A 15,992-nucleotide genomic window follows, 5' to 3' on the forward strand; every position below is an offset into this window, starting at 1 on the left:
CACGCATGCACGCGCGCGCCGTTGTCTCCACGACCACCGCGCTCCTGGGGGCCGCCGCCCTCCTGCTGCCCGCCTCCGGCGCCCTGGCCCACGAGGTCGGTGACCGCCACCCCCGGGTGATCGCCCACCGGGGTGCCTCCGCGTACGCGCCCGAGAACACCCTGGCCGCCGTCGACGCGGCGGCCCGGATGGGCATCGCCTGGGTCGAGAACGACGTCCAGCGCACCAAGGACGGGACACTCGTCGTGGTCCACGACGACACGCTCCGGCGCACCACCGACGCCGAGCAGGTGTTCCCCGGGCGGGCGCCGTGGAAAGTGAGGGACTTCACCGCGGCCGACCTCGCGCGGCTGGACGCGGGGAGCTGGTTCGGCCCCGCCTACGCGGGCGCGCGCGTGCCGACGCTGGAGCAGTACATGCGCCGCGTGGAGCACAACCACCAGAAGCTGCTCCTGGAGATCAAGAACCCGGAGCTGTATCCCGGCATCGAAGGCGAGACCCTCAAGCTGCTCAGCAACGAGGGCTGGCTCGACCGGCGGCATGTCGACGGCCGGCTGGTCGTGCAGAGCTTCAACGCGGACAGCATCCGGACGGTGCACGCTCTGAAGCCGGGCGTGACCACCGCCTTCCTCGGCACTCCGTCACTCGCGCGGCTGCCCGCGTTCGCGGCCTTCACCGACGGGATCAACCCGTCGTACGCCTCCGTCTCCCGTGGCTATGTCGCCGCGGCCCACGCGCTCACCGGACCGCACGGCCGGCCGCTGGAAGTGTGCACGTGGACCGTCGACGACGCGCCGACCGCGGTGCGGGCCGCCGGGTACGGCGTCGACGGGATCATCACCAACCGGCCCGACGTGGTGCGGGGCGCGCTGCGCGGATGGTGAACCCGCCCCGGGCCCCGAGGGCGCCAGGGGCGCTCTCCGGGCGTTGTCAGTGGCGGGCCGTACGGTGAGCGCATGGACAGCCGTCGGCAGTACGAGCAGCAGGTCGTGTGGACCGTCGTCGACACCGGCATCGGTCCCCTGCTGCTGGCCGCGACCCCGGAGGGTCTGGTCAACGTCGTGTTCCACGCCACCGGGGCGGTGCGTGACCGGGCGCTCGACCGGCTGGCCTCCAGGCTGGGCCGCGAGCCAGTCGAGGCGCCCGGCTCCCCGTCGCTCGCCGAGGCGACGGACCAGCTCCGGGCGTATTTCGCGGGCAGCCGCCGTGCCTTCGAGCTGCCGCTGGACTGGTCGCTGATATCCGGCTTCAACCGGCAGGTGCTGCGGGTACTGGCGTCCGGGGTGTCGTACGGCACGGTCGTGGGGTACGGCGATCTGGCCGGGCGCGTCGGCCAGCCGGGCGCCGCCCAGGCGGTGGGGACGGCGATGGGTTCCAATCCGCTGCCGGTCGTGGTCCCCTGCCACCGGGTCGTCGCGAGCGACGGCGGCATCGGGGGCTTCGGGGGCGGTCTGGAGACCAAGCGGAAGCTGCTCGCACTGGAGGGCGTCCTGCCGGAGCCGCTCTTCTAGACAGCAGGGGCGGGGACAGGAAGACCTCGGGTCCGCGCACCCGGGTACGCGGACCCACGGGTGCGCTACTCGTAGTGCCGCGCCTCGAAGATGTTCCCGTCGGGGTCACGGAAGTAGAAGCTGCGCCTGGCCATGCCCCGGGCCCCGTAGGAGTCGTAGGAGAAGTCGGACACCGGGACGGCCCGTTCCTCCAGGCGGCTGCGCAGCGCGTCGAAGGCGTCCTCGCGCAGGGCGAGGCAGACGTGGTTCACGGCATGGCCCGCACTGTCCCCGGCACCCGGGAGCATGTTCATGCCTTCAGCCAGGGACAGGGGCGCGAGGTCGAAGATGGTCTCCTCGTTGAGTCGTACGGAGGGAAAGGATGTCTGTCCCGCGGCGAACTCGGTGATCCTCAGAGGTTCCATTCCGACCGCCTTCTCGTAGAAGTCGGCCGAGGCCACCGGGTCGCGGACCCAGAGGACGATGTGGTCGAGACGAGTCGTGTTGTCCGTCATGGCCACCAGGCTGGTGTCCTCCTCCACCGGCCGCAAGGGTTTGACCGGGCGCGCCGCCCGCCAGAGATGAGAGAAGACCGACGGACAGGAGGCAGGCGCGTGGTGCTGAGGGTGTCGGAAGAGGTGCGGGACGCGGTCGACGCGCGTCAACCCGTGGTGGCCCTGGAGTCCACGATCATCGCGCACGGGCTGCCACGCCCGCGCAACCTGCGGGTGGCGCTGGAGCTGGAGGACGTCGTACGACGCGAGGGCGCCGTGCCCGCGACGATCGCCGTGCTGGACGGACGGCCCCATGTCGGTCTGGACAAGGAGCAGTTGGAGCGGGTCGCCAACGAGGACGGCATCCGCAAGCTGGGCCACCGCGACCTGCCGCTCGCCGTGGCCTCGGGGGTGAGCGGGGCGACCACGGTGTCGGCGACGGCCCAGCTGGCGGCCCTGGCGGGAGTCCGGGTGTTCGCCACCGGCGGGCTCGGCGGGGTGCACCGGGAGTGGACGCTCACGCAGGACGAGTCGGCCGACCTCGGTCTGCTGGCGCGCACGCGCATCACCGTGGTGTGCGCAGGCGTGAAGTCGATCCTCGACGTGCCGGCGACCCTGCAGCGGCTGGAGACGTTGGGGGTCGCCGTGGCCGGATACGGCACGGACCGCTTCCCCGGCTTCTACCTGTCCGACTCGGGGCACCCCGTGGAATGGACGCTGGACAGCCCGCAGCAGGTGGCGGCCGTCATGCGCGCCCAGGACGTGCTGGACGGGCACGAGTCGGCGCTGATCGTCGCCAATCCGGTGCCCGGGGAGGAACAGCTCGACCCGGAGCTGCACGCGCGCGTGCTCGCGGACGCCCTGCACGCCTGCGAGGAGGAAGGTGTCACCGGTCAGGCGGTCACGCCGTTCCTGCTCGACTACCTGGTGCGCCACACCGACGGCGCCTCGCTGAGTGCCAACCTGGCGGCGGTGCGTGGCAACGTGCGGCTGGCCGCACGGATCGCGGCGGCCTGGGCCGCGGCGTGACCGACGGGCCGGCCGGCGCCCTGCTGGTCGTCGGGGACGTGATCACGGACGTCGTGGCCCGGCACCGGGGGCCGCTCGCGCCGGGTACGGACACGGTCTCCGCGATCCGGGCCCTGCCCGGCGGCGCGGGCGCCAACGTGGCCTGCTGGGCCGCCCGTCGCGGCGCCGAGGTGCGGCTCCTCGGCCGGGTCGGCGCGGACACGGCCGGATGGCACGAGCGGGAGCTGACCGCCTGTGGAGTGCGGCCCCGGCTCGTCGTCGATCCGCAGGCGCCGACCGGGACGGTGATCTGCCTGGTCGACACGGGCGCCGCGGCGGAGCGGACCTTCCTCACCGACAGCGGCGCGTCCCTGCGCCTCCACCCCGGTGACTGGTCGGACGCGCTGCTCGACGGCGTCGCACGACTGCATCTGTCGGGCTACCTCCTGTTCTCCGAACCGAGCCGCGCGCTGGTGGCGGTCGCCGTCGCGTCGGCACGCGCGCGAGGTGTGCCGGTGAGCCTGGATCCTGCGTCTGCCGGCTTCCTGGAGCAGTTGGGCGTCGACCGTTTCCTGGCGCTCACCGAGGGGGTGAGTGTGCTGCTGCCCAGTCGGGACGAGGCGTGTCTGCTGACCGGCCTTGCCGATGCGGCGGACGCGGCGGCGAAACTCAGCCGCCAGGTCCCGTTGGTGGTGGTCAAGCAGGGGGCGGACGGCGCGGTGATCGCCCGCTCCGGCGCCGTTCAGGCCCGTGTCCCCGCCGTGCCGGTGATCCCCTGCGACACCACGGGGGCCGGTGACGCCTTCACGGGCGCGTTCCTGGCCGGCCTCCTCGCGGGCGCCACGGCGCAGGACGCGGCACGCGAGGGGTGCCGGGCGGGGGCCCTGGCCGTGCAGCAGGTGGGCGGCAGACCACCACCCGCAGCGGAGTGACACCCGCCCGGCGTCACGGCCCGGGGCGTGCGGGGCGGCCCCCTGTGCCGGAGCGAGCACGGCATCCTCCACCCTCGGCGCCGCTCGCCCTCGCGAGCCGCGGAAGGGGGCCGAGGCGGCACCCGTCCTCGGCAACGTCCCCGCCGGAGCTACGCCTTGCGCCCCCACGCGGAGATCATGGGGGCGGTGGCCAGTTCCATCGTTCCGGACGCGATGTTCGCCAGATGGCGGTCGATGTCCTCGTCCGTGGCGCGGCCCGTGGCGACGAGACGGTCGCGGATCTGACGGACGGTGGCGGATTCCAGGGCGGTGCAGGCGGGTGAGGCGAGGGGGAAGTACGCGTCGGCCTCCACCCGGAGCAGACCGGCCTCACGCAGCAGGCGCGGGAGCCGGCGGCCGTAGGAGAGGTCGGCGTCGCGCTCGGCGAGCAGTTCGCGGAAGCCGTGCCGCAGCCGGTTCGCCAACTGCTGCTCGGGGCCGTACTCCTCGGGGCAGAGCAGTGGCTGCAGGGCGGGGTCGCCGTCCTCCACCAGGAGCCGGCCGCCGGGGCGCAGGGCCTTGACCATGGACCGCAACGCGGCGTCCCGTTCCCGCACGTGAACGAGGACGAGCCGGGCGTGCACCAGGTCGAACCCGTCCTCCGGCGCTTCCTGCGTCCCCACGTCGTGGACCTGGACCTCGACCGGCGGTCGTCCCACCGGGGCGACCCTGGAGGTGTCGATGTCGGTGGCGAGGACGCGGCCGGTCGGTCCGACCTTCTTGGCCAGCCACGACACCACCGAGGTGCCGCCGGCGCCCACCTCCCAGCAGCGCCAGCCCGGTCCGACGCCCAGCGCTTCGAGGTGCCGGAACGTCGTGGGGTCGAAGACGGTGGCGAAGGCGTCGAAACGCTCGCCCGCCTCGGGCTGCCGGTTGTCGAGGAGGTACCGGTCTGATCGCGTCATGCCGCGATCATCCCAGTCGTACGGCGTGTCCGAAGTGGCCGACGCTCGACGGCGGCGAGATGTCGCGCCCCGTCCGTTCGGGTTCGGCGGCTCGCGGCGCGCAGGCCCGTTGTCCACAGCCGGGAACCAAGCGGAACCTCGCGTTCCCACAGGCGTCCACGGGCTCCCTGCCGGCCTGGCAGACTTGCCCGCCAGGGCGCGGGAACACGGCGCAGGGAGATCCACGCGAGGAGGTCCGGATGTCCATGGCAGGGAATTTGCGGAAGGTGACGGGCCTCGGCAGGGTGGGCGGCCTCCGCAGAGTGGCGCGGCTGGCCAGGCGGCGCCCGCGCGTCGACCTGAGCCACCCGGCCCGGTCTCCGCTGGGGTCCTCCGTGGTGAACTGCGTGACCTACCGTGACGGTGTCCGGATTCCCGCGGGCACCGATCTGGTCGACGCCGTGGAGCGGGTGCGCAAGCATCGTGACGGCTTCGTCTGGCTCGGCCTCCACGAGCCGACGGACCGCGAGTTCGCGGGCATCGCCGAGCTGTTCGACCTGCACCCTCTGGCGGTCGAGGACGCGGTCGAGGCCCATCAGCGGCCGAAGGTGGAGCGTTACGGCGAGACACTGTTCGCGGTGTTCAAGACCGTCTGCTATGTCGAGCACGAGGAGCTCACGGCGACCAGTGAGGTGGTGAACACCGGGGAGATCATGGTGTTCGTCGGCCCGGACTTCGTGGTGACGGTGCGCCACGGCCGGCACGGGTCGCTCGGTCCCCTGCGCGAGGAACTGGAGGCCGATGCCGGGCAGCTCGCCAAGGGCCCGGCGGCGGTGCTGCACGCCATCGCGGACCATGTGGTCGACGACTACCTGAGCGTCACCGACTCGGTCCAGGAGGACATCGACCAGGTCGAGACGGACGTGTTCGCGGAGAACGGCGCGCGGGCCGACCCGGGACGCATCTACCAGCTCAAGCGGGAACTCCTGGAACTGAAGAGGGCGGTGGTCCCCCTCGGGCGCCCGCTCGAGGATCTCGCCACCCAGCCGACACAGGTGGTCGGCCCCGAGATACAGGCGTACTTCCGCGACGTCTCGGACCACCTGCACCGGGCCAAGGAACAGATCGCCGCCTTCGACGAGTTGCTCAACTCGATCCTGCAGGCGCACCTCGCGCAGGTGACGGTCGCGCAGAACGAGGACATGCGGAAGATCACGGCGTGGGCCGCGGTGATCGCCGTGCCGACCATGGTCTGCGGGATGTACGGCATGAACTTCGACCACATGCCGGAACTGCACTGGCGGTTCGGCTACGGGCTGGTCATGGGGGTCATATCGCTGGCGTGCCTGGTGCTGTACCGCGGGTTCCGGCGCAACGGCTGGCTCTGACCGACGCGCGGGGCAGGGGCGAGGCGGGTTTCGGAGGCGTACGGAGGGGGCCGGTGGGGTGCGGGGGCTCGGCGGCGGGCCGGCCGGGTGCGGGCCGGCCGGGTCAAGCGCGGCTGTGGGGCATGGCGTAGACGTTCTCGGCCCAGGCCGCGATCTGGTCCTCCGTCAGATGCCGGGCCAGGTCGGACTCGCTGATCATGCCGACCAGGCGCTTGTCCTCGATGACGGGGAGCCGTCGGATCTGGTGCTCCTGCATCTCACGCAGCACGTCGCCGACGTCCGCGCTCGCCTCGATCCAGCGCGGGGTGCCCTTGGCCATCTCGCCGGCCGTGACCCGGGCGGGGTCGTGGCCCATGGCGACACAGCCGACGACGATGTCCCGGTCGGTGAGGATGCCGCAGAGCCGTTCGTCCCGGTCGCTGATCGGCAGGGCTCCGACGTTCAGTTCGCGCATCAACTGGGCGGCGCGGTCCAGGGTCTCGTGGGCGGGAATCCACTGGGCACCACGGTGCATGATGTCTCCGGCGGTGGTCATGGCGTACCTCCAGACGCCGGGTGGCCGACGCGGCGCGGAGTGGGGGCCGGGCGGCCGACACGGCGCCGGGCGCGCCGCTGATACCGGCGCCCTTCATTCTCGCCGCGCGCCCCGGAGCGCGCACCCGGACGCCCGGGAGCCGGGCAGCGCACGACGCGTGGCAGGACCTCGCCGGCCCGGATCAGCCGTTCCACGCCGGATGGCGCGGGTCGTCCGCGCGCACCAGGACGTCGGCGGCACCGGCGGGATCCGTCTCGTCGTCGTAGGTCTCGAAGGCGGGAAGTGTCCAGTGCTCGCTCTCGGGGGTACGGCGGCGCAGGGCGCCGGGGGACAGCAGGAGGTGGACGCTCAGGTCGAAGGGGAACCAGTGGCGCAGCAGGAGGGGACCGTGGAGCAGGAGGAAGCCGCCGGGCGGGAGTTGGACGTAGGGACTGCGGGTGGCACGGTCGGTCGCCGGATCCCACAGGTCGGGCAGGACCCGGCCGTCGCCGCCGGGTTCGAGGGGGCCGAAGACCTCGCGCCACAGGGCGCCGGTGTCGAACCAGCCGTTGTAGTAGGCCTCCACGTCATGGCGGCCGTACTCCAGGCGGACCGAGGCAGGGCGCAGGAAGCCCTCGGTTCCGACGACGAGCGAGGGACGGCCGCGTACGCGCAGGGCCTCCGCGACCCGCTCGGCGAGGTCTCCCGGCCGGGCGGCCGGGGCGCCGTCGAACGCGATGCGGGGCCAGGGGCTGCCGTCGGCCGGCTTCAGGTCGAGCAGTCGCTCGGCCAGGAGGTCGCCGAGCCGGTCCCAGGTGATCGCTTCGAGTCGCACACGCCCCATGATGCGTCAGGGGCCGGCCGGGCCGGGTCCCGCCCACGGAACACGGGCGACGGGCACGCGGACCCGGGCTCGGGCTCGGCCCCGGCCCCGGACGCGGACGCGGACGCGGACGCGGACGCGGACGCGGCGATGATGACGGCGACCCGCCGCGATTCCCGTGGAACGGGCTGCCTCGCGGGGAATGGAGCAGGTATGGCGGATATGGCGTCCCCTGCGAACTCCTCGCCGCACCACGAGCTTCTCGTCGTGCAGCCTCTGCGCAGACGGCACTGCGCGGAATGCGGCTGCGGCCCCTTGCCGATGCTGGTGCTGGAGGACGGAGCGCCTCGGTGCCTGGACTGTGCAGACCTCGGGCACCTCGTGTTCGTGCCGCGCGGCGACACGGCGCTGACCCGCCGGTCGCGGGAGGAGAGCGCGCTGTCGGCGGTGGTGGTGCGGTTCAACCGGCGCGGGAGCCGATACGAGCGGCAGGGCGTCCTGGTCGAGGAGGCGGGGCTCGCCCGGGCCGAGCGGCGGTGTCTCGCGGACACGGAGGCGCGGCGGCGGCGCCGGGTGCGCGACGCCCGGCGGCGGGCCGCCGAGGACGTGCGGTTCACGGAGGCGTTCGCGGCGGAGATACGGCGGCTCTTCCCCGGGTGCCCGGCGCATCGGGCCGACGAGATCGCGGCACACGCCTCGGTGCGGGGCAGCGGGCGCGTGGGCCGGAGCGCGGCGGGGCGAGCGCTGTCCGAGGGGGCGGTGACCTCGGCGGTCGGGGCGTCCGTACGGCATGTGGACACCTCGTACGACAACCTGCTGATGGGCGGGGTGCCCCGGCAGGACGCGCGGCGGCGGATCGCACCGGCCGTGGAGCGGACGCTGCGGGAGTGGCGGACCGCGGAGGCGGAACGAGGCGGCACGGCAGAGGCGCCGGACGGCGAGAAAGGGGCGCGCGGTGGTGGGAGGGAGGCCCAGGGTGGTGGGAGGGAGGCCCAGGGTGGTGGGACGGAAGCTGAGGCGGTCGTCGGGTGACGAGCCGACGCGCCACGTCCGTCCGCTGGACGTGCGCGCACGGCCCCGCGCGATGGGGCGTTCACGCATGACCCGTGCGGTAGGGCCTTCGCGTTTGACCCGCAGGGCTCGGGCGGAGTCGCTGTACCCGCGCGGCTCGGGCGGAGTCGCTGCATCCGCGCGGCTCGGGCGGAGTCGCTGCATCCGCGCGGCTCGGGCGGAGTCGCTGTACCCGCGCGGGAGTTCACTGGTGAGGGCAGGTGGTGCCGGGCAAGGGTCCGGCCGGACGCGGGAGTTGGGGCCGGCGTGATCGAGGGACCGTACTTCGTTCTGACAGTGCTGGGTGTGCTCGGGACCGCCTTGGTGGCTGGGGTGTTCTGCGGGTTCTCGACCTTCGTGATGAGGGGGCTGGCGGAGCTGCCGCCGGCTCGGGGGGTGGCTGCGATGAACGCGATCAACGTGGCCGCCGTACGTCCGCCCTTCATGATCGTGTTCCTCGGGTCGGCGGTGGTGTGCGCGGTGATCGCGGTGGTGACGTTCGTGGTGTGGCCGGCGCAGGGGGCCGTGGAGCTGATCGTGGGCAGCGTGCTGTATCTGGCGGGCTCCTTCGCACTGACCAGGGCAGCGCATGTGCCGCGCAACGACGTGTTGCTCGGGCTGGACGCCGACAGCGAGGAGGCGGCCGCGTACTGGCCCGGGTATGTGCGCGAGTGGACGAGGTGGAATCACATACGGACCGTCGCCTCGGCGGCCGCGGCGTTGGCGTACGTTCTGGCTCTCACCTGAGCGAGCCCTTTCCCCCGCCTGCGGCGCCGCTGCGACGTTCCTGCGGCACTCCTGAGCCCCAGCCCGGGGGTACCCGGCCGCGGCCCGCGTGTGTCCGGGCGGAACTCCCGGAAAACCGGTCGTCTTCACTCTGCGTAGGTGGCCGGCGGGACGTATCGTGGCCGAAAGAGTGCCGCCCGATGACGCACGGCCCCGTCGCACGCGCACGCGAGGAACACGGCCATGGCCGATCCCAAGGGATTCATGACCACGCCCCGGCAGGACAGGCCACGCAGGCCGGTCGAGGAGCGGGTCCGGGACTGGGACGAGGTGTACGTCCCCGGGGCACTGCTGCCCATCGTCACCCGGCAGGCCGACCGGTGCATGGACTGCGGCATCCCCTTCTGCCACGACGCCTGTCCGCTCGGCAACCTGATCCCCGAGTGGAACGACCTGGTCTCGCGGGACGACTGGCGGGCGGCGGCCGACCGGTTGCACGCGACGAACAACTTCCCCGAGTTCACCGGCCGGTTGTGCCCGGCGCCCTGTGAGGCGGGCTGCGTCCTGGCGATCAACCAGCCGGCGGTCACCATCAAGAACGTCGAGGTCGCGATCGCGGACCGGGTCTGGGAACTGGGCCTCGCACCGCCGCGGCCACCGGACCGGCTGTCCGGGCGGACGGTCGCGGTGATCGGGTCGGGGCCCGCCGGCCTGGCCGCGGCCCAGCAGCTCACCCGGGCGGGGCACACGGTGGTCGTGTACGAGCGGGACGACCGGCTGGGCGGCCTGATGCGCTACGGCATCCCCGCGTTCAAGATGGAGAAACGGCACTTGGAGCGGCGGCTGGAGCAGATGCGGGCGGAGGGGACCAAGTTCCGTGCCTCGACAGTCGTCGGGCGGGACGTCGGTGCGGCGGAGCTGCGGGCGCGTCACGACGCCTTGGTGATCGCCACCGGGGCGACGGCGTGGCGTGAACTGCCTGTACCGGGACGCGAGTTGCTCGGCATCCACCAGGCGATGGAGTATCTGCCGCTGGCCAACCGGGTGTGCGAGGGCGATCTCGCGTCGTCCCCGCTGTCCGCCGCCGGCAGGCATGTCGTGATCGTCGGGGGCGGTGACACGGGGGCGGACTGTCTGGGCACCGCGGTGCGGGAGGGCGCCGCGTCGGTGACGCAGCTGGACATCTACGGCCAGCCGGAAGCCGAGCGCGACGAGGACGCCGAGCCCTGGCCGACGTACCCGAAGATCTACCGGCTCTCGCCCGCCCACGAGGAGGCGCGCGACCTGCGCAGCGCGCCGGCGGCGAGCGCCGACGCGCGGCTGTTCGCGGCGTCCACGCTCCGCTTCACCGGTGACGCCGACGGGCGGGTGCGCTCGCTGCACCTGGTCGAGGTGGACGCGGCGCGGCGCCCCGTGCCGGGTACCGGGCGGACGCTCCCCGCCGACCTGGTGCTGCTCGCCCTCGGCTTCTCGGGGCCCGGCCGTGAGGACGGGCTGATCGACCAGTTGGGGCTGCGGACCGACCCGCGGGGCACGCTCGTGCGGGACGCCGACTTCGCGACCGACGTGCCCGGGGTGTTCGCCGCGGGGGACGCCGCCCGCGGGCAGTCGCTGATCGTGTGGGCGATCGCGGAGGGACGGGCGGTGGCGGCGGCCGTCGACCGCCGCCTGACGGGGAGTTCACGATTGCCGGCGCCGATCGGGCCGGACGACCGTCCGATGGCCGTGTAGTCCGAGCACAGGGCCGACGCCCGGCACCCGCCCCGCACCCGTCCGACGCCCGTCCGGCCCCGCCCGACGCCCCGTCCGGCACCGTCCGACGCCCGGCCCCGGCCACCGGCCTCCGCCCGCGGCACCCGATGCACCCCGTGCACCCCGTGCACCCGAGGAGTTGCCCGGCCGTACCCGGGTTTCCCCGCGTACGAACCGGGCCCGGTCAGCCCGGGTGTCGGTCCTCGGGTCCCGTCGCTCTCGGGTGCCGGTGCCCGGACCTGGTCAGCCCCGCAGGTCGGTGCCCGCGAGCTTGCCCGTCGACAGTGCAACCCGGTTCCAGGTGTTGATGGCGAGGATCAGCGCGAGGACGTGGGCGAGTTCCTGCTCGTCGAACTGGGCCGCGGCCTGGGCGTAGACGTCGTCCGGGACGCCACCGTCGGCGACCAGGGTGACCGCGTCGGTGAGGGCGAGGGCCGCCTGTTCCCGCTCGGAGAAGAAGTGCCGGGCCTCACGCCACACGGCGACCATGTGCAGCCGGTCCTCGCTCTCGCCGGCCTTGCGGGCGTCGTTGGTGTGCAGGTACAGGCAGTACGCGCAGTGGTTGACATGCGAGGCACGGATCTTGATCAGCTCGACGAGGGCCGGGTCGAGGCCCTCCCGGGCGGCGGCGTCGAAACCGACGAGGGCGCGGAAGACCTTGGGGGCGGACTTCGCGAAGTCGATGCGGCCCGTCTCGGCGTGGCCGGCCCCGGCCCCGGTCGAGGAGACATCGGTCGGGTTCGCGGTCTTCGCCGTGGTACTCGTCGTGCTCATGGTGCTCTCCGTGCTTCCCGTGGTCGCCATCGGGTTCGTCGTGGTGTTCGTCGTCATGTCCCTCAATCTACGGGCCACAAAGACCGGCTGTAGGGTGCATTTCCATGGTGGAATCATGGGTCAATTCCGCGGAGCGGATCGGCGCCGACCTGCATCTGGAACTGTCCGGGCCGGGTGGACGGCGCGCCGCCCTCACCCGCGCGCTGCGCGAGGCCGTACGCGGGGGGCGGCTCGCCCCCGGCACCCGGCTGCCGCCGTACCGCTCGCTCGCCGCCGACCTCGGCATCGCCCGCAACACGGTGGCCGACGCCTACGCGGAGCTCGTCGCGGAGGGCTGGCTCACCGCCCGGCAGGGCGCGGGCACGCGGGTCGCCGAACGCGCCGAGCCCCTGCGGCCCGACGCGCGCGTGCCCAAGAAGGCGCCGTTCCGCGCGCGTGGCCCGCGGCACGATCTGCGGACGGGCACCCCGGACGCGTCGGCGTTCCCCCGCTCGGCGTGGCTCGCCTCGTACCGGCGGGCCCTCCAGCAGGCGCCCCATGAGGCGTTCGGGCCGGGGGACCCCGCCGGTCGCGTCGAGCTCAGGGAGGCGCTCACGGAGTACCTGGCGCGCGTGCGAGGCGTTCGCACCCACCCCGCCCGGATCGTGATCTGCTCCGGCTTCGGGCACGCGCTGCGCCTGCTCTTCGGCCCGAACGGCGGAGCACGGCGTGCGGGCGGAACCGGCGACAGGCGCGGCGGCGGGCGGCCAGGGGGGCGCGGAACCAGCGGTGGCGGCGGGAACACGGTGCTGCGCGGTCCGCTCGCCGTGGAGGCGTACGGACTCGGTTTCCACCGGGAGCTGCTCGCGGCGGCCGGCGTGCGGACCGTACCGCTCCCCCTGGACGAACACGGGGCGCGCGTCGACCTGTTGGGGCGGGAACGGGCCGTTCTGCTCACTCCCGCGCACCAGTTCCCCACCGGCGGCCCGCTGCACGCGGAGCGGCGCACCGCCGTGATCGACTGGGCACGCGCGCGCGACGCGGTGGTGCTGGAGGACGACTACGACGGGGAGTTCCGTTACGACCGCAAGCCGGTCGGCGCCATACAGGGCCTCGACCCCGAGCGGGTGATCCACATCGGCTCGGTCAGCAAGAGCCTGTCGCCGGCGCTGCGGCTGGGCTGGATGGTGCTGCCCGAGCGGTACGTCGGCGACGTGCTCGCGGCCAAGGGCGAGCGGGAGGCGTGGTCGAGCGTTCTCGACCAGCTGAGCCTGGCCGACTTCGTGGTCCGCGGTTCGTACGACCGCCATGTGCGGCGCATGCGGCAGCGTTACCGGAGCCGCCGGGACCGGCTGGCGGCGGAGCTCGCCGTACACGCGCCGCAGGTCGAGGTGACCGGTGTGGCGGCCGGGCTGCATGCCGTGCTGCGGCTGCCGCCGGGCACCGAGCGCGCCACGGTCGAGGCGGCCGCCTGGCGGGGGGTCGCCCTGGAAGGACTCGCCGAGTTCCGCCACCCGGCGACCGACATGGCCGTGTCGGACGGCCTGGTGGTGGGGTACGCGGCGCCCTCTGAAGCCGCGTACGGGGCGGCCCTGGACGCGCTGTGCGGGGTGTTGCCGGCGGAGTGAGCGGCACCGCGCGTGCCGGTCGGCAGCCTCGGCAGCCTCGACCACGAAACGGGCGAGCAACCCCGGCCACCGCGCGAGCGGCCGACCCCAGCCGACGCACGGACGGACAGCCCAAGCCGCGACACGGGTGAGCACCCTCGACCGGGGCACAGCCGGACAGCTCCGGCACCGCACCAACGGGCAGCCCGCCCACCGCACAGGCGGAACAGCCCCCGACGCCCACCGCACAAGCGGAACAGCCCCCGACAGAGGCAAGTGGGCCCCCACCCGGCACAAACAGGAGGACAGCCCCGCCCCACCCCTACGGCTTGCGTCCCACCGCCCCGTACCCGGGGATGATCCCGTCGTCCTGTCCCGGGACCGGCTCTCCCAGTTCGGGATGCCACAGCTGCGGCACCTCGACGCCGGGCTCGACGAGGTCGAGGCCGTCGAGGAAGCGGGCGAACTCCGCGCGGGAGCGCAGGGCGAGGGTGACGCCCGCGGCCCTGAGCTTCGCGGTGGCCGCCTGCGACTCCTCGGGGGTGAGGTCCGCGGTCGCGTGGCTCACCACCAGGTAGCTCCCGGAGGGCAGTTCGGACAGCAGCCTGCCGACGAGTTCGTGCGCGCCGTCACCGTCGGAGACGAAGTGCAGCAGCGCGATGAGCGAGAGCGCCACGGGCCGGCTGAAGTCCAGGACCCTCTTCGCGCCGGCGAGGACGGCTTCCGGGTCGCGCACGTCGGCCTGGAGGTACTCGGTCGTCCCCTGGTCCGTGCCCCGAGCAGGGCGGCGGCGTGGGCGAGGACGACCGGGTCGTTGTCGCAGTAGACGACGCGGGCGTCGGCCGCGATCTCCTGGGCGAGTGGTGGAGGTCCGGCTCGGTGGGGATGCCGGTGCCGACGTCCAGGAACTGGCGTACGCCGTTCGTGGCGAGCCAGCGCGTGACGCGGTGCATGAACGCGCGGTTGACGCGCGCCATCACCGGGACCCTCGGGTCGAGGGTGAGCATCTGCCGGCCCATCGCCTCGTCGACGGGGTGGTTGTCCTTGCCGACGAGACACCAGTCGTACCCCGCGCGGGATGCGGCTTGGTCGTGTCGACCTCGGCGGGCGGCTGGGCGGTCATCGGGAGCTCCATAAGGGCATGCCATGGAATGTGGTCAACTCAGCGCCATAACAATCAACGTGACAGGACGTCAGAACAGGGGGGTGGTCGAGGGGGGTTGGGACGAGGTAGGAGGTGGGAGAAGGGGCAGGGCGGGAGTCGTCAGGGCAACAGGGTTCAGGACAACAGGAAGTCGGCCGCACCCGCTTTCGCGCCCTCGATGAAGGCGGTCATCTCGTCGGTGGTGTAGATGAGAGCGGGTCCGTCCGGGTCCGTCGACTGACGGACGGCGATCCGGCCGTCGGACAGCTTCATCGCCTCCACGCAGTTGCCGCCGTTACCGCCGCTCCACGGCTTGTGCCAGCCTTCGCTGCCAAGTTCCCGCGCGGGCATGCCGTTGTAGACCGGCAAGCGCGGCTTGATGCGATCCATTCACAACTCCTTGCGGAGATCTCGGAGGATCTCCTTCGTGCGATGTGCTGTAGCGGCCTGCGCCGCCATGCGGTCCATGACCTCGAGGTGGGTCGCCACCTCCGAGCGCGCGTCGAGATATACCGCGCCGGTCAGGTACTCGCTGTAGACCATGTCCGGAAGTTCGGACACGGCGAATCGGAACAGCACGAAGGGCCCATACGTGCCGGGGTGCGGCCCGTTCTCGAACGGGGCGACCTGCAGCGTCACGTTGGGCAGCTTCATGGCCTCTAGCAGTCTGTCGATCTGGGCACGCATCACCTCCGGGCCGCCGACGGGGCGGCGCAGCACGGTCTCGTCCATCACGGCCCACAACCTGGGCGCGTCGCGACGGGTGAGCAGATCCTGCCTTTGCATGCGCAGCGCCACATGGCGCTCGATGTCCTCGGGGCTCGTCTGGCCGATGGCGCCGGACTCCAGGACGCCACGCGCGTAGTCCTCGGTCTGCAGCAGTCCGGGGACGAAGTGCGGTTCGTACTCACGGATCAGGGACGCGGCGCCCTCCAGGCTGACGTACATGGAGAACCAGCCGGGCAGAACGTCGTGGAAGCGCTGCCACCAGCCGGGGCGGTTGGCGTCCTCGGCCAGCCGGACGAAGCCCTCCGCCTCGGCGTCGGACACCCCGTAGGCCTTGAGGAGCAGCTGGAGGTACGGGATCTTGAGCGCGACCTCGGCCATCTCCATACGGCGGACCGTGGCGGGGGCGACGCGCAGGATGCGGGCCGCCTCCTCACGCTTGAGCCCGGCGCTCTCCCGCAGGTCCAGCAGGCGCCGGCCGAGAACGACCTGGCCGACGGTCGGCGCGGACCGCGGTTCGCTCACGCTGCACCTCCACAAAGTCCCCGTCGGCACGACCCGGGGCGATCAGGCCGAGCGCGAAAGAATCCTGACAGCCCTGCGGCGCCATTCGAAGACCTGTTCGAAGATCGGTACGAATCTTCGCTGATCCCAACTGGCGC

Annotated in this window: 16 protein-coding genes and 1 pseudogene; 9 read left to right on the top strand and 8 right to left on the bottom strand. The window is 72.9% G+C overall.

The genetic code is table 11. The features are described from left to right. Positions 1–5: 5 nt before the first annotated feature. Both AC07AZ_RS19310 and AC07AZ_RS19315 read left to right on the top strand, forming a co-directional pair. Positions 6–884 carry a glycerophosphodiester phosphodiesterase gene (locus AC07AZ_RS19310; protein ID WP_478849232.1) on the top strand — a complete coding sequence of 293 codons (879 nt, stop codon included), beginning with the start codon at positions 6–8 and terminating at the stop codon, positions 882–884. A 72-nt stretch (positions 885–956) separates the two neighbouring features. Continuing rightward, a complete protein-coding gene (locus AC07AZ_RS19315; protein ID WP_478849234.1) occupies positions 957–1,511 on the top strand; it encodes a methylated-DNA--[protein]-cysteine S-methyltransferase in 555 nt (184 codons plus the stop codon). A 65-nt stretch (positions 1,512–1,576) separates the two neighbouring features. On the opposite strand, the gene AC07AZ_RS19320 is transcribed toward AC07AZ_RS19315, so the two are convergent. Further along, complete coding sequence (locus tag AC07AZ_RS19320; protein ID WP_478849544.1) at positions 1,577–2,005, bottom strand: VOC family protein; 429 nt, start codon at positions 2,003–2,005, stop codon at positions 1,577–1,579. 99 nt (positions 2,006–2,104) lie between these two features. Between AC07AZ_RS19320 and AC07AZ_RS19325 the strand changes: the two genes are divergently transcribed. Both AC07AZ_RS19325 and AC07AZ_RS19330 read left to right on the top strand, forming a co-directional pair. After that, positions 2,105–3,013: a pseudouridine-5'-phosphate glycosidase gene (locus tag AC07AZ_RS19325; RefSeq protein WP_478849236.1), complete on the top strand. Its 909-nt coding sequence runs from the start codon at positions 2,105–2,107 to the stop codon at positions 3,011–3,013. Beyond that, positions 3,010–3,924, top strand: coding sequence for a carbohydrate kinase family protein (locus tag AC07AZ_RS19330; RefSeq protein WP_478849238.1), 915 nt, complete (start codon positions 3,010–3,012; stop codon positions 3,922–3,924). Before AC07AZ_RS19325 ends, AC07AZ_RS19330 begins: the two co-directional genes overlap by 4 nt. A gap of 149 nt (positions 3,925–4,073) precedes the next feature. On the opposite strand, the gene AC07AZ_RS19335 is transcribed toward AC07AZ_RS19330, so the two are convergent. Continuing rightward, a complete protein-coding gene (locus AC07AZ_RS19335) occupies positions 4,074–4,868 on the bottom strand; it encodes a methyltransferase (RefSeq protein WP_478849240.1) in 795 nt (264 codons plus the stop codon). Positions 4,869–5,107: 239 nt separating this feature from the next. Here AC07AZ_RS19335 and AC07AZ_RS19340 point away from each other — a divergent pair, with 239 nt between their 5' ends. Then, a complete protein-coding gene (locus tag AC07AZ_RS19340) occupies positions 5,108–6,235 on the top strand; it encodes a magnesium and cobalt transport protein CorA (protein ID WP_478849242.1) in 1,128 nt (375 codons plus the stop codon). Positions 6,236–6,338: 103 nt separating this feature from the next. Here the strand turns inward: AC07AZ_RS19340 and AC07AZ_RS19345 are convergent, their stop codons facing one another. Both AC07AZ_RS19345 and AC07AZ_RS19350 read right to left on the bottom strand, forming a co-directional pair. Next, complete coding sequence (locus AC07AZ_RS19345) at positions 6,339–6,770, bottom strand: CBS domain-containing protein (protein WP_478849244.1); 432 nt, start codon at positions 6,768–6,770, stop codon at positions 6,339–6,341. A 181-nt stretch (positions 6,771–6,951) separates the two neighbouring features. Next, complete coding sequence (locus AC07AZ_RS19350; RefSeq protein ID WP_478849246.1) at positions 6,952–7,593, bottom strand: nucleoside/nucleotide kinase family protein; 642 nt, start codon at positions 7,591–7,593, stop codon at positions 6,952–6,954. A gap of 201 nt (positions 7,594–7,794) precedes the next feature. On the opposite strand from AC07AZ_RS19350, the gene AC07AZ_RS19355 reads away from it, so the two are divergent. The 3 genes from AC07AZ_RS19355 (at position 7,795) to AC07AZ_RS19365 (ending at position 11,079) form a co-directional block, all read left to right on the top strand. After that, entirely contained in the window at positions 7,795–8,604 is an 810-nt protein-coding gene (locus tag AC07AZ_RS19355) for a DUF2293 domain-containing protein (protein WP_478849248.1), read from the top strand. A 285-nt stretch (positions 8,605–8,889) separates the two neighbouring features. Then, entirely contained in the window at positions 8,890–9,369 is a 480-nt protein-coding gene (locus tag AC07AZ_RS19360; protein ID WP_478849251.1) for an anthrone oxygenase family protein, read from the top strand. Positions 9,370–9,591: 222 nt separating this feature from the next. Beyond that, on the top strand, positions 9,592–11,079 hold the full coding sequence (locus AC07AZ_RS19365) for a glutamate synthase subunit beta (protein ID WP_478849253.1): 1,488 nt from the start codon (positions 9,592–9,594) through the stop codon (positions 11,077–11,079). 264 nt (positions 11,080–11,343) lie between these two features. Here AC07AZ_RS19365 and AC07AZ_RS19370 read toward each other — a convergent pair whose 3' ends face one another. Next, a complete protein-coding gene (locus AC07AZ_RS19370; protein ID WP_478849255.1) occupies positions 11,344–11,931 on the bottom strand; it encodes a carboxymuconolactone decarboxylase family protein in 588 nt (195 codons plus the stop codon). A 47-nt stretch (positions 11,932–11,978) separates the two neighbouring features. Here AC07AZ_RS19370 and AC07AZ_RS19375 point away from each other — a divergent pair, with 47 nt between their 5' ends. Continuing rightward, the gene (locus AC07AZ_RS19375) at positions 11,979–13,481 is read left to right on the top strand and encodes an aminotransferase-like domain-containing protein (protein WP_478849257.1); all 1,503 of its coding nucleotides are present in this window, start codon (positions 11,979–11,981) and stop codon (positions 13,479–13,481) included. A gap of 301 nt (positions 13,482–13,782) precedes the next feature. Here AC07AZ_RS19375 and AC07AZ_RS19380 read toward each other — a convergent pair. The 3 genes and pseudogenes from AC07AZ_RS19380 to AC07AZ_RS19390 form a co-directional block, all read right to left on the bottom strand. Continuing rightward, a pseudogene (locus AC07AZ_RS19380) lies at positions 13,783–14,608 on the bottom strand (SAM-dependent methyltransferase). Between the two features lie 131 nt (positions 14,609–14,739). Beyond that, positions 14,740–14,994 carry a DUF397 domain-containing protein gene (locus AC07AZ_RS19385; RefSeq protein WP_478849259.1) on the bottom strand — a complete coding sequence of 85 codons (255 nt, stop codon included), beginning with the start codon at positions 14,992–14,994 and terminating at the stop codon, positions 14,740–14,742. Beyond that, entirely contained in the window at positions 14,995–15,855 is an 861-nt protein-coding gene (locus AC07AZ_RS19390) for a helix-turn-helix domain-containing protein (RefSeq protein ID WP_478849261.1), read from the bottom strand. Positions 15,856–15,992 lie beyond the last annotated feature (137 nt).

This window comes from Streptomyces sp. NPDC043878 (assembly GCF_056435735.1).